At 61.9% G+C, this 12,541-nt stretch carries 12 protein-coding genes; 7 read left to right on the forward strand and 5 right to left on the reverse strand.

The genetic code is table 11. The features are described from left to right. Positions 1-67 precede the first annotated feature (67 nt). The 4 genes from PW789_RS05460 to fmt all read left to right on the forward strand — a co-directional run bounded on the left by PW789_RS05460 (position 68) and on the right by fmt (position 4,038). Positions 68-1,168: an HD domain-containing protein gene (locus PW789_RS05460; RefSeq protein ID WP_299372607.1), complete on the forward strand. Its 1,101-nt coding sequence runs from the start codon at positions 68-70 to the stop codon at positions 1,166-1,168. Between the two features lie 76 nt (positions 1,169-1,244). Beyond that, positions 1,245-2,420, forward strand: coding sequence for a chorismate synthase (aroC, locus tag PW789_RS05465; protein ID WP_299372610.1), 1,176 nt, complete (start codon positions 1,245-1,247; stop codon positions 2,418-2,420). Between the two features lie 13 nt (positions 2,421-2,433). Further along, on the forward strand, positions 2,434-2,967 hold the full coding sequence (gene def / locus PW789_RS05470; RefSeq protein ID WP_299372613.1) for a peptide deformylase: 534 nt from the start codon (positions 2,434-2,436) through the stop codon (positions 2,965-2,967). 135 nt (positions 2,968-3,102) lie between these two features. After that, entirely contained in the window at positions 3,103-4,038 is a 936-nt protein-coding gene (fmt, locus tag PW789_RS05475; protein ID WP_299373518.1) for a methionyl-tRNA formyltransferase, read from the forward strand. Positions 4,039-4,041: 3 nt separating this feature from the next. On the opposite strand, the gene PW789_RS05480 is transcribed toward fmt, so the two are convergent. Then, positions 4,042-4,209, reverse strand: coding sequence for a hypothetical protein (locus PW789_RS05480; protein ID WP_299372616.1), 168 nt, complete (start codon positions 4,207-4,209; stop codon positions 4,042-4,044). Positions 4,210-4,306: 97 nt separating this feature from the next. On the opposite strand from PW789_RS05480, the gene PW789_RS05485 reads away from it, so the two are divergent. Both PW789_RS05485 and PW789_RS05490 read left to right on the forward strand, forming a co-directional pair. Continuing rightward, positions 4,307-5,239, forward strand: coding sequence for a helix-turn-helix domain-containing protein (locus tag PW789_RS05485; protein ID WP_299372619.1), 933 nt, complete (start codon positions 4,307-4,309; stop codon positions 5,237-5,239). 47 nt (positions 5,240-5,286) lie between these two features. Then, on the forward strand, positions 5,287-6,552 hold the full coding sequence (locus PW789_RS05490) for a transcription antitermination factor NusB (RefSeq protein WP_299372622.1): 1,266 nt from the start codon (positions 5,287-5,289) through the stop codon (positions 6,550-6,552). 39 nt (positions 6,553-6,591) lie between these two features. On the opposite strand, the gene PW789_RS05495 is transcribed toward PW789_RS05490, so the two are convergent. The 4 genes from PW789_RS05495 to aroB all read right to left on the reverse strand — a co-directional run bounded on the left by PW789_RS05495 (position 6,592) and on the right by aroB (position 10,825). After that, complete coding sequence (locus PW789_RS05495) at positions 6,592-7,365, reverse strand: PASTA domain-containing protein (RefSeq protein ID WP_299372625.1); 774 nt, start codon at positions 7,363-7,365, stop codon at positions 6,592-6,594. A 17-nt stretch (positions 7,366-7,382) separates the two neighbouring features. Further along, complete coding sequence (locus tag PW789_RS05500; RefSeq protein WP_299372628.1) at positions 7,383-8,828, reverse strand: cation-efflux pump; 1,446 nt, start codon at positions 8,826-8,828, stop codon at positions 7,383-7,385. Between the two features lie 81 nt (positions 8,829-8,909). Continuing rightward, entirely contained in the window at positions 8,910-9,686 is a 777-nt protein-coding gene (gene ubiE / locus PW789_RS05505; RefSeq protein ID WP_367182481.1) for a bifunctional demethylmenaquinone methyltransferase/2-methoxy-6-polyprenyl-1,4-benzoquinol methylase UbiE, read from the reverse strand. Next, a complete protein-coding gene (gene aroB, locus PW789_RS05510; RefSeq protein ID WP_299372631.1) occupies positions 9,683-10,825 on the reverse strand; it encodes a 3-dehydroquinate synthase in 1,143 nt (380 codons plus the stop codon). The genes ubiE and aroB overlap by 4 nt, the downstream gene beginning before the upstream one ends. 56 nt (positions 10,826-10,881) lie before the next feature. Between aroB and nadB the strand changes: the two genes are divergently transcribed. Next, positions 10,882-12,501 (forward strand): L-aspartate oxidase, encoded by a 1,620-nt coding sequence (gene nadB, locus PW789_RS05515; RefSeq protein WP_299372634.1) that lies wholly within the window; start codon positions 10,882-10,884, stop codon positions 12,499-12,501. Positions 12,502-12,541: the final 40 nt, after the last annotated feature.

The following is a 12,541-nucleotide window of genomic DNA, read 5'->3' on the forward strand; positions in this document are numbered from 1 at the left end:
CGGCCGCGAGAGGAAGATGCCTCTCGCGGCCGTTTCCTTTGTCAGCTGCTGTTGTAGATTGCCGGACATGGCAGCGGTATTCTTGTCGTACATGAAAGACTTCTTCATCGCAGACGCTGCGCGGCACGAAAACTCGGTCGTGACCTCTTATTTCGTCCTCTCCTCCATGCAGCTGCGTGACCGTCGCCAGGGCGGCCAGTTTCTCTCAGCGACCCTCACCGACAAGACCGGCTCCATGCCCGCAGTCATGTGGGAAGACTTCGCCGATTCGCTAGCCCCCTGTTTTGAAGGCTGCTATGTCAAGGTGCAGGGACAGATCTCGCGCTACCAGAGCAAGTTCCAGATGCAGCTGATGAAGCTGCGTTTCGCCGCCGAGACGGAGATCGATCCCGCGGACTATCTTCCCGTCACGCAGTACGACGTCGATGCCATGTGGGCCGAGCTGCGCGGATACGCCGACAGCTTCGCCAACGCGGATCTCAAGCGTCTGGTCTTCGCCTTTCTTGACGATCCTGAGATCGCGCAGGCCTATCGCGTTGCACCGGCTGCCAAGATGCTGCATCACGCCTGGATAGGCGGGTTGCTGGAGCACGTCGTCACCCTCGTCCGGGTCTGCGTGGCGACCGCGCCGTTTTATCCCGAAGTCAACGCCGACCTTCTGGTTACCGGAGCCATCCTGCACGACATCGGGAAGGTTCGTGAACTCTACTGGAAGTCCAGCTTCGGTTACACGCTCGAAGGCCAGCTTATCGGCCACATCTCCATCGCGCAGGGGATGCTGCTGGAGAAGGCCCGGGCCATCGCACTGCCCGAAAAGCTCCGCATCCTTGTCGAGCACATGATCCTCTCGCACCATGGCAAGTATGAGTTCGGCTCGCCCAAACTGCCGATGACCCCGGAGGCGCTGCTGTTGAACACCCTCGACGACCTCGAGGCCAAGATGCAGACCCTGCGCAACGCCTTCGCCGCGGCCCAGGCGCAGGGCAAGGGAACGGGGGATACGACCGAGTACATTCGTTCGATGGAGCGACCGCTGTTCAACTCCCAGGCATGGCTGGCCGATGGACCCGAACCCGAAGCCCCTTCTGAGCCTGCTCCACAGGAGGAGGCGGCTGCCGAGCAGGAATCGCTTCCGATGACCGACGCCGACTCGATTCCGATAGGCTGACCTCGCTCGGGCCAAACGGATTGTTACAATAAGTCTTTCGGCCCGAGCTGAAAAATCATAAGGGTAGCCCCGAAAGATGCTTCGATTTTCAACAGCAGGTGAGAGCCATGGTGAGGCTCTCGTCGCCCTGGTCAGCGGTCTTCCGGCTGGAGTTCCGGTTGATCTGGAGTTCATCAGCCGCGAGCTTTGGCGCCGCCAGAAGGGCTATGGCCGAGGTGGGCGTATGCGCATCGAACGCGACGCCGCTCACATCCTCTCCGGAGTCCGCCACGGCAAGACCATCGGCTCGCCCATCGCGATGACGATCGCCAATAACGACTGGAAGAACTGGACCGAGATTCTGCCCGTTGAAGAGGGCGATCCCGCCAAGCATAAAGCTGTCGCTTCGCCGCGCCCGGGGCATGCCGATCTCGCCGGCGCCCTGAAATACAACTTTAAGGACGCGCGTTATGTGCTTGAAAGAGCAAGCGCTCGTGAATCCACCGCGCGGGTTGCGTCCGGCGCACTCGCCAAGCTGCTGCTGCGTGCCCTTGGCATTGACGTGCTCTCGCATGTCATCCGCGTCGGTAAGGCCGAGCTCTCTCGCCCTGCGAAGTGGGAGGAGATCGTCGCTCTCTCGTATAAAGACGAGGTCCTGCTGAACTGCGTCGATCCCGAGGATGAGGCCAGGATGAAGGCCGAGGTGGACGCTGTGCTGCGTACCGGCGATACCGTCGGAGGCGTCTTCGAGGTTGTGGTGCACGGCCTGCCTCCCGGCATCGGCACGCACGTCAACTGGGATGAGCGTCTTGACGGCCTGCTCGCCCAGGCAGTGATGAGCCTGCAGGCGGTCAAGGCCGTCGAGATCGGTCGTGGCGTAACCGCAGCTGAGTCCGTCGGTTCCACCGTTCACGACGCCATCGCCTACGAAGGCAATGAAGAAGACTTCACAAAGTTCTCCCGCGAACATAACAACGCCGGTGGTCTCGAGGGCGGCATCTCCAATGGTCAGGACGTCGTCGTACGCGGCTACCTCAAGCCCATCTCGACGCTGCGCCGCCCGCTGGGATCGGTCAGCTTCGATACACGGGAACCTGTGAAGGCGGCCTACGAGCGCTCCGACGTCTGTGTGGTGCCCGCGGCGGGCGTTGCGGCCGAGGCGATGGTTGCACTGTGCGTTGCCCGTCTCGTTCTGGAGAAGTTCGGTGGTGATTCGCTCACCGAGCTGGAGCGCAATTACAAAGGATATGTTGAGCAGATAAAGGCATTCTGACGTGGCGAAGAACGTGAAAAAGTCCGAAAGTAAAGCGACGATCTACGAGATCGTGAAGTACCCCGATCCTGTGCTCGCGAAGAAGGGCGAGCCCATCACCGTCTTCGACAAGAAGCTGAAGACGCTGGTCGACGATATGTTCGAATCGATGTACGAGGCGCAGGGAATCGGCCTCGCGGCGCCGCAGATCGGTCTTTCGCAGCGCCTGACGGTCATCGACGTCAGCTTCAAGAAGGACCCCGAGCAGAGGATCGTCCTCATCAATCCGGAGATCATCGAGCGCGAGGGCGAGCAGTACGAGGAAGAGGGATGCCTCTCGCTGCCCGATATCCGCGACAAGGTCAAGCGTGCCTCATGGGTCAAGGTGCGTGCGCAGGACGCCGACGGCAAGTGGTTTGAGATTGAGGGCGACGAGCTGCTCGCTCGTGCCTTCCAGCACGAGATTGACCATCTCGATGGCGTGCTCTTCATCGACCGCATCAGCCGTCTGAAAAAAGAGATGACCGTGCGCAGGATTAAAAAACTCATCAAGAACGGCGAGTGGTAGATCTTCTTTAGCCCACAGGCTTTACCGCCAAGGTGCCTTGGAAGCTACGTGGGAAGCCCTTCTCTTATTGCGGGCACACTGCATAAGCTTTGCTTTCTCAGCATCCCGTCTGTACCTCGGCTACTCTAAACAGTGATGAAACTCGTCTTCTGCGGAACGCCACAATTCGCCGTCCCTGCTCTGGAAGCCGTGATCGCCGCTGGCCACCAGGTTGCGCTCGTGCTCACGCAGCCGGACCGCCCCGTCGGCCGGGCGCAGCAACTGCAGGCGCCTCCCGTCAAGCTGGCAGCACAGGCGCACGGTATCCCCGTCATGCAGCCGGAGAAGATCAAGAACAACGCTGATCTGCGCGCCGAGCTCGAGTCCATTGCCCCTGACGCCATTCTCGTCGTCGCCTATGGACGCATCATTCCGCAGTGGATGCTCGATCTGCCTCGCTTCGGCAACATCAATCTCCACGGCTCGCTGCTCCCGAAGTATCGCGGCGCCGCTCCCATCCAGTGGGCCGTCGCCAACGGCGAGATCGTAACCGGGGTTACGACCATGCGTCTTGATGTGGGACTGGATACCGGCCCCATGCTGCTGGCCCAGGCTGTTCCTGTCGGTGAAGAAGAGACCGCGGTGGATGTCTACGAGAATCTTGCCGAGGTTGGTGCGCCGCTGCTGGTGGAGACGCTTCGCCGTCTCGAAGCGGAAGAGTTATTTCCCGAGCCGCAGGATCACGCCGTCGCGACCCATGCACCTATCCTCACCCGCGACGACGGGCGCATTGACTTCAATTTGACTGCCCGCGAGATTCATAACCGCTGGCGCGGCTTCCAGCCATGGCCTGGAGCTCATACCACGCTGAGCGGCAAAAAACTGATCGCCCACCGTCTGCGTCCTGCCACCCATGAGACGCCGCTTGCCCCCGGGATCGTCCATCTGCATGAGGGCAGGCTTCTGGTCGGCTGCGGTCATGCGACTGTTCTCGAACTGGATGAGGTGCAGTTGGAAGGCAAGCGTCGCATGAGTGCAGCAGAGATGCTGCGTGGCCTCCAGATCTCCTCGGGAGACCGCCTCGGCGAGTAGCGATTACAGGTGGCTCAGCAAGAAAGCGAAGACGCTGACCGCTCCAAGAATTGTGGCGCACAGCACCGTGGTGATGTAGATCGCCGCGATACGCTCTTTGCCCGGTTTCGGGCGTGTAATGCCTACGCTCCAGATAAATCCCTCACTTACGAGTTCCGATAGCTTTCTCATCGCATCCTCCTGAATCTCTGCACTCTTAAGAATGCGTCTCCCGCCCTCGCCGGATATGCAATTCCTGCGATAAAGCGGAGGAGGCTCATGGGGAAGTTTGCGCCGGTTGTTTGCGCCGGGGCATCCTAAGAGGGTGAGCAGCCAGGAACAGGGCCGGATCTCCGTGCTTCGGGACAACCACATTGTGCCGCTGCTTCCTGCCTGTCATCATGCTTCGCCGCAGATGCGCCAGCCCTGGCAGGGCATCTTGCTGGAGCAGCATGCTGTCGCCGCCATCGAAATTCCCGAACACGAGCATGGGGAGCTCTGCCTCCACCTGCAGACCAGCGGCGACGACGCGATGGAGTGGTGGTCCGGCGGTCGGAACTCGCTGGAACGGACGTCACCCGGCTCCATGCTGCTCGTCCCCGCTGGTACGCGCGACAGGATCCGTTGGCAGGGGGCCTCTAACCGCCTGCTGCTGACCCTCTCACCGGAGTGGATGAACCAGATCGCGGAGGAGGCCGGCGCGCCGGTGCCGGAGTTCATCATGAACTGGTCGCTGCGTGACGCTGCCCTCGAGCGTCTGATCGCCGATATGGGACATCAGGCGGCGGAGGGATGGCCGCTGGGTCGTCTCTACGCCGACCTCACGGCAGCGGGTCTCATCAGCCAGCTGGTGCGACGCTACGCCGTCCATCCTGTCTCTCCGGCAGAGGTTCAGGGAGGCCTTCCTGTGCCCCTTCTGCGGCGTGCCATGGAGTTTATGACGGCTAATCTGGCCTCTGATCTCCGTCTGGAGCAGATCGCCGGGGAGACCGGTCTGAGCGCATTTCACTTTGCCCGGGGCTTCCGCGCAGCAACCGGCGCAACCCCGTACCAGTATTTGCTCGATCAGCGTATTGATCGCAGCAAATACCTGCTGCGCACCCGTAACTGGCCGGTGCAGGAGATCGCTCAGATGACCGGCTTCCACTCCCCGGTCAATTTCGTGCGCAGCTTCCGCCAGCGCGTCGGCCTGACGCCCGGAGCCTGGCGCAAAGCGAACTAAGCTCCGTTGCAATACCCTCGGCAGCGATAGACTTGATAGAGATTCCCTTGTCGACACAGAACCCCAATTCAAAGAACATCTCCCCGGCGCGCGTGGCCGCCTTTGAGATCCTTGCGAAGGTTGCAGCTAATCAGGGCAACAGCGACGATCTCCTGCACTCCTCCCACACCGCCGGACTGTCTCCCGAAGACCGTAACCTTGCGACGACGCTGGTCATGGGCACACTGCGCTGGCAGATCGCGCTCGATGCCCGCATTCAGCCCCTGCTGCAGCGACCCGATCAACGCTTGGCTGAGCCTGTCGCGATTGCACTTCGCCTCGGTGCGTTTCAGCTGCTGCATCTCGACCGCATCCCGGCGCACGCTGCCCTCAACGAAAGCGTCGAGCTGACCCGCGAGAGCGGTCATCCTCATGCCGCCGGTATGGTCAATGCGATCCTGCGCAACCTGACGCGTCAGAAGGCTCCCGGTCGGCCGCTGCACGAATCGACGGCTGCCCTGGCGCAGCGCCTCTCCTATCCGCAGTGGCTGGTGGAGCGCTGGGTCGCTGCTTACGGCCGTGCTGCTGCCATCAAGATATGCGAGGCAGGTCAGGCAGAGCCTTCCGCGCCTGTGCTCTTTGCGGAAGATGATGCGCTGCCCCGTATCGACGATGGTTCACGTCTGGTCGCCGAGCTGACCGCGGTCGCCTCTTCCAACGCCAAACGAATCTGGGATACCTGTGCTGCCCCCGGCGGGAAGACGCTGATCCTTGCCCGCCGTTACCCGGAAGGGGAGATTCTCGCGACGGATATCAGTCCGCGGCGCCTTGCCTCCATGCGCAAGCGCTTCGAAACTGCTGGAGCGACGAACATCGTCTCCGAGCAGGTGGACGCCACTGTACCTCCGCCTGAGCTCAACGGCTACGATCTCGTCCTCTGCGATGTTCCATGCAGCGGCACCGGCACGCTTGCGCGCAATCCGGAGATTCGGCTGCGGCTCACGCCTGCTGATCTTTCGCGCCACGCCTCGCGGCAGCAGAAGATCCTTGCTGCTGCCCTCCCGCTCCTTGCACCCGGTGGTCGCCTGCTGTACTCCACCTGCTCGCTGGAGCCGGAGGAGTGTGAACGCGTCGTGGAGGCCGTCATGGAGAAGGCTTCGGTGCAGAAGACCGTGAGTGTGCTCCCGCTGCAACCTCTACTCGATCAGCTTCATGCCCGGGGAGAGCTGATGCAGCCGCTGACCACGGCTACCCGCGGCAACTTCCTTCGCACCATGCCGGGCACGCATCCGGGAGACGGCTTCTTCGCCGCACTCTTCCAGCGCAGGACGTAGCGCGTTTTCGAAGCACATGCTGAAGAAGATGTGCGTGTTTCAGTGCATCACGGAGAGTCTTACGAGGTCGCCTTTGGTCACTCGGTGACCTGCCAGCGGGCTCTGTGCCGAGACGATTCCAGGTCCGAGAGCAGCGACTACAACTGGTGGCTGGTTCGATACAGGAGCGGGCGCCGCGGTGGGCGTTACATCTTCGGCGCTGACAATTCGCAGACCAGCCGCACCGGTACGAGCGAAGGCGGTCGAGACCGTCAGGCCTACCAGCGAGGGCATGACGAACGAGTCGGTCTCAGCATCGGAGGACTGGCTCATGAGCACACTCACGCGTGGCCGATCGATCCCCTGGGCATTCGGCGGGGGAGTCTGCGCTACGACGATGTTTTCAGGACCGGGGACTGCAATCTGTCCGACGGTGCCCAGCTCCAGCCCCACGCGCTTCAGGTTGATCGCGACCGAGCGCTCGCCCTGCCCGGAGAGGTCCGGTACCGAAACCTGCTGACTGCCCAGGCTCTCCGTCACGCGCACTGGCCATTGCCGCCGCACCACGGTACCGGAAGCAGGGAACTGTGCCAGCACCTGGCCCGCAGGCGTGTTCGGAGAGTAGAACTTGTTCTCCAGCTGCAGCCGCAGTCCCATGGAGCTGGCCTTCCGGCTGGCCTCCGAGATGGTCATATGCGACAGGTCGGGAACCTTCACCTCGCGGCCATGGATCGCCAGACGCATGGCCAGGAAGGCCGAGATCATCGCGACCGTGATCATGGCCAGTCCGCCCAGCACCAGGTTGAAGAAGCGCCGGATCGCGCGCCACTTCACAATTCGTATCCGCACCATCATCGCCTGTTATCCGTCTCCGGCTCGGGGTGGATCAGAAGGCGGTCCACCTCGGGTGCCTCCAGTTTAAACGCACCCTCGAGCGCCGTGATGATCTCGTGAACCTTCGCCATGGGCAGGTCGTCCCGCATCGTGGTGTGGCAGCTCATCTTCAGGTGCGGACCACTCCGCGTCACCATCACATCATGGGTGTCCAGAATCTCCGGGAACGCCTTTGCAACCTGGCGCAAACGAGCTTCCAACTGGCGGTTATGCTCCTGGGACTCCGGCCGTTCGATCGTCGCCGGCTCGCTCTCGATATGCGTCAGGATCGACGAGACCCCCGGCACTTCGCGCATGATCGCGCTCTCCAGCTTTGTCGCAAGGTCGTGCGCCTGCTTGAGCGGCATCTCCTCATTGACCTCGAGATGCTGATCGACATGCAGGCCCTGGGGGAACTGCTGCACGGTGACATCGTGAATCGTCAGGTTCCATCGTGCCGCTACCGCGCGGATGCTGTCGTGAACGCTCTCCGCGATGGGAGCCATCGGAACGGTGTGAATAACGACATCGGCTCCGGGCAGATGCCTCTCCACGAGACCGGTCGCATCCGCCGAGATCTGTTCAGCGCGCTGGAACGTCAGGTTGCGAGCCAGACCAAGAGACAGATCGGCGAAGTATTTCGCGCCGGAACGCCGGGTGCGCAGACGGCTCACCGAAACCACGCCATCGATCGCCGTCAGGTCCCGCATCAGGGCACGCCGCATCTCATCGCGTGCATCTTCCGGTGTTGCATCCAGAAGGGCATCGACTGTCTTGCGGCCAAGCTGCCAGACGACTTTTAAAATGATCCCCGACACGACGAGGGCTGCGATCGGGTCAGCCAGTTCCAGCCCCTGGATACCCCATCGCTTTCCGATGAAGGTTGCAAGAAGCCCAACAAGAACTGCTGCCGATGACCAGATGTCCGTACTGAAGTGGATGGCGTCCGCTTCCAGCGCAAGGCTGGCATGCTCTTTGGCTGTCTTGTGCAACTTCCTGGCTCGGGTGTAGTCGACAAGGATCGAGAGCAGCAGAACCGCAAACGGCCAGATGCTGAACGTGAGCGTCAGCCGCTCGCGCAGCAGGATACGCCGCACGGCCTCAGTCACGATCCATACGCATGATCCGAGCATCAGGACGCATTCGATGAACGCCGACAGGCTCTCGACCTTGCCATGGCCGTAGTTGTGCGTATCGTCTGCCGGACGATCGGAGACCTGCACCGAAAACAGCGTGATGCCGGCGGCGACGAGATCGACCGTGGAATGTGCGGCTTCTGACAGCATGCCCAGCGATCCGGTGAGCCAGCCCGTCAGAAACTTCAGCACCGTGATGCCAAATGCGGCCAGCACGGAGAAGAGCGCCGCGGAACGCTTCGCTGCGTTCGTTGCGGTCGGGCTCTCCGGGATGGTGGTGTAGCTCATCGCGCCTCAATCCTACATGCTCGTCAATACACTCGCATGACCGGTTTTATGAAGAAGAGATTCTGCCTGGCGGTCAGTAAGCTAAGGCTTTGTCGCCCGATATAATCCAGCGGTACCGAAGGTGTATCCCGTCCAGCGAGCGTCACGGTAGCCTGCCTCCCGGATCATCTCCAGCATTCGCTTCGGCCGCGGAAAGCGCTCCACGGAGGCAGGCAGGTACGTATAGGCTCCCGCATCGCCTGAGATCAGGCCGCCAACCTTCGGCAGCACGCGTTTGAAGTACAGGTTATACAGGATGCCGACAAGGCCCTCGGGCTGATTGCAGTCGAGAATTCCGATCTGTCCCCCCGGTCGCAACACACGGTACAGCTCCCGCAGCCCCTCGTCGTAATTGGCGAGATTGCGAAAGCCGAACGCCGAGGTGATCAGGTCCACCGAGTTATCCGCAAGCGGAAGATGCAGTGCATCCGCTTCGATCGCGATGATGTTGTGCGATGCGAACTTCTGCTTGCCGCGAGCCAGCATCTCGTGAGAGAAGTCCAGCGCAAGCAGCGGCGCCTCGCCTGCATGCCTGGGCCTGTGGCGCATCAACGCCAGCGCCATGTCGCCCGTACCGCAGCACAGGTCCAGTACGACTGCTTCGGGCCGTTGCAGCACATCGCGAAAATTTCCCGCCGCGCGCCTCCACCACCAGCCGTCGAGGCCGAAGGACAGCACATGATTCAGCAGATCGTACTTCGGAGCGATCGAGTCGAACATCCGCTGCACGTTCTCCGCAGCCGACGTCTCGGTCGTCGCGCCCACGGGACGCGCGCCGGTCGAGATTTCGTGCTCGTGTCGCTCTGCCATCACGTTCATCTGGCCTTCTTCTTCACTGTCTTTGTTTTGGTCTTGAGCGAGGACTCCGACTTCATCAGAGCCATCATCCATTCGGCTGCCGCCAGCATCTCGTCCTTCGTTACATCGCGAACGATCTCGACGACACCGATCTTCTTCGGCAGCACAAAGCTCAGCGATCCGCTGCGGTTCTTCTTGTCGCTGCCCGTCAGGGCCACCAGCTTGTCCGCCCTGGCGCGGAAGGGGCGAAGCGGGCCGTAACGCAGGATAAGGGCGATGATCTTCTCCGCTTCTTTCTCGCTGACCATACCGCGCATCCATCCAAGACCCGTCGCGGCGATGCTTCCCCAGCCAACCGCCTCGCCATGCAGCAGCTGCTTGTAGTTCGTCGCTGCCTCAATGGCATGACCCAGCGTGTGTCCATAGTTCAGGATCATGCGCAGGCCGTTCTCGCGCTCGTCCTTGGAGACGACATCGGCCTTCACGCGAACGCTCGCTGCCACAACGTGAGTCAGTGCTTTGACGTCTCCGGCGAGGACGGCATCCGCGTTGCGTTCGAGATAGCTGAACAGCTTTGCGTCGTAGATCACGCCAGCCTTGATCGATTCCTGCAGACCGGCGCGCAGCTCCGCCTTCGGCAGAGTGGCCAGAACGTCCGTGTCCGCCAGCACCGCTAACGGATGATGAAAGCTTCCGATCAGGTTCTTGCCCGCCGCCAGGTTCGATCCCGTCTTGCCGCCGACCGAAGAGTCCACCTGGGCCAGCAGCGTCGTCGGAACCTGCACGTAAGGAACGCCGCGCATGTAGATCGCTGCCAGAAATCCCGTCAGGTCGCCTATGACGCCGCCGCCAAATGCTACCAGCAGGGCATCGCGGTCGGCTCCTGCCTCGGCCATCTGCTCGGCCAGCGACTCCAGCGTGCGCAGGCGCTTGTGCCGCTCACCTGCGGGGAGGAACAACACCGTCGGCTGCTCCTTGCCGAATGACGCCAGCACGCGCTTGCCCCACAGCTTCCAGATCTCCGGCGAGGTCACGATGAAGACGCGGTACGGCTTGCCGGCCTTCAGCCGTTTCAGCCTCTGGGAAAGCGTTTTAAGCAGACCGGAGGCGATGGTGATGTCATAACTGGCGCTGGGAGTTTTGAGGGCGATTACAGGCACAATATCTTCATCCTATCGTTAAGCCCCTGCACTGATCCTCCTTTGAAACGGTTAGCATGAGAGGTGAGGACCTTGTAGTGCCGATCAATGAAGCACCTGGAGATCACCTCGTTCGTGATCCCACATCCCAGCATGTCGACTTTCTCGTCATCGGTGCCGGTATCGCCGGCCTAAGCGCAGCCATCCGTCTTGCCCGCACCGGCTCGGTTCTCGTCGTTACCAAGGAAGAACTCGCCGAATCCAACACCGCCTACGCCCAGGGAGGCATCGCTGTCGCCATGGGCGGCGAAGACGATGTCGCGCTGCATCTTGAAGATACGGTGGCTGCTGGGGATGGTTTGGTCAACGCGGAGGCGGCACAGGTTCTCGTCGAAGAAGGCCCTCGCCGCGTGCAGGAGCTGCTCGACTGGGGAACGGCCTTCGATCGCGAAGATGGCCAGTTGATGCTCACCCGCGAAGGTGCTCACTCCCGCTCGCGCATCCTGCATGCCAACGGCGACGCGACCGGCAAGGAGATCGCCGTCTCGCTGCTTCGCCACGTCCGCTCTCTTCCCAATGTCCGGCTGCTGGAGTGGACGACGGGTATCGACCTCATCCTCAACTCCGGTCGCGTCGCGGGAGCCACGCTGCTCGATGGCGAAGGAGGCATTCTCGCGGTTTACGCTCTTGCCGTTCTGATCGCCAGCGGCGGCGCAGGCCAGGTTTATTCGGATACAACGAATCCCGCCGTTGCCACCGGTGACGGAATCGCGATGGCCTACCGCGCCGGTGCTGCCGTCTCGGACATGGAGTTCTACCAGTTCCATCCCACGGCCTTTTCGCAGACCAACGCCCCGCGCTTTCTCATGAGCGAGGCTCTCCGCGGCGAAGGCGCTTACCTGGTCAACTCGACAGGAGAGCGCTTCATGCAGCGTTATCACCCGCTGCTCGAGCTTGCCCCGCGCGACGTCGTCGCCCGTGCCATCACGGTAGAGAGCATGGACGGTCCCGTATATCTCGACATGCGTCATGTTGGGAAGGATCTGCAGGCGCGCTTTCCCGGGATCTCCCGCTTCCTCGCTCAATACCACCTTGCGCTGAATCGTGATCTGATCCCCGTGCGTCCGGCGGCCCACTATCTGATGGGCGGAATCTTTACCGACATCCACGGGCGGACCTCTATCCCCGGCCTGTACGCCGCGGGTGAGGCCGCCTGTACCGGCGTCCACGGAGCCAACCGGCTCGCGTCCAATTCGCTGCTCGAAGGCCTGGTCTTTGGCGCGCTCGCTGCCGATGCCATGACCTCCGACTCCACGCGCATCCCTTCGCTCAAGCAGGCTCACAGTTCGTTCGCGGCGATGCCCCAGGGAGCGACTCCAGAGACGGATATTGAGCGCTGGATCGATGATCTGCGGATCAATATGTGGAAGTACGCCGGTCTTCTCCGTGACGCCAACGGCCTCGAAGCCATGCAGCGGGCGCTCGATGCGCTGGCTGCCACGATGCCTCGCGGCTTCACCCGCCGGGCCATCGAAGCTCGCAACCTGCACGCCATCGCCACCCTGATCACGGTCAGCGCGCTGGGCCGCCAGGAGAGCCGTGGAGCGCACTACCGTAACGACTTTCCGCTACGCGATGAGATGGCTCGTCACTCCATCATGAGGGTCGATAACCTCACCTTCGTCCCCAACGATTAGCGACGGCTTCTGCGCACTTCAGATGCGCGCGTAGGAGCAG

This window comes from Edaphobacter sp. (assembly GCF_028283685.1).
In the GTDB taxonomy this organism is placed as follows: Bacteria; Acidobacteriota; Terriglobia; order Terriglobales; family Acidobacteriaceae; genus Edaphobacter.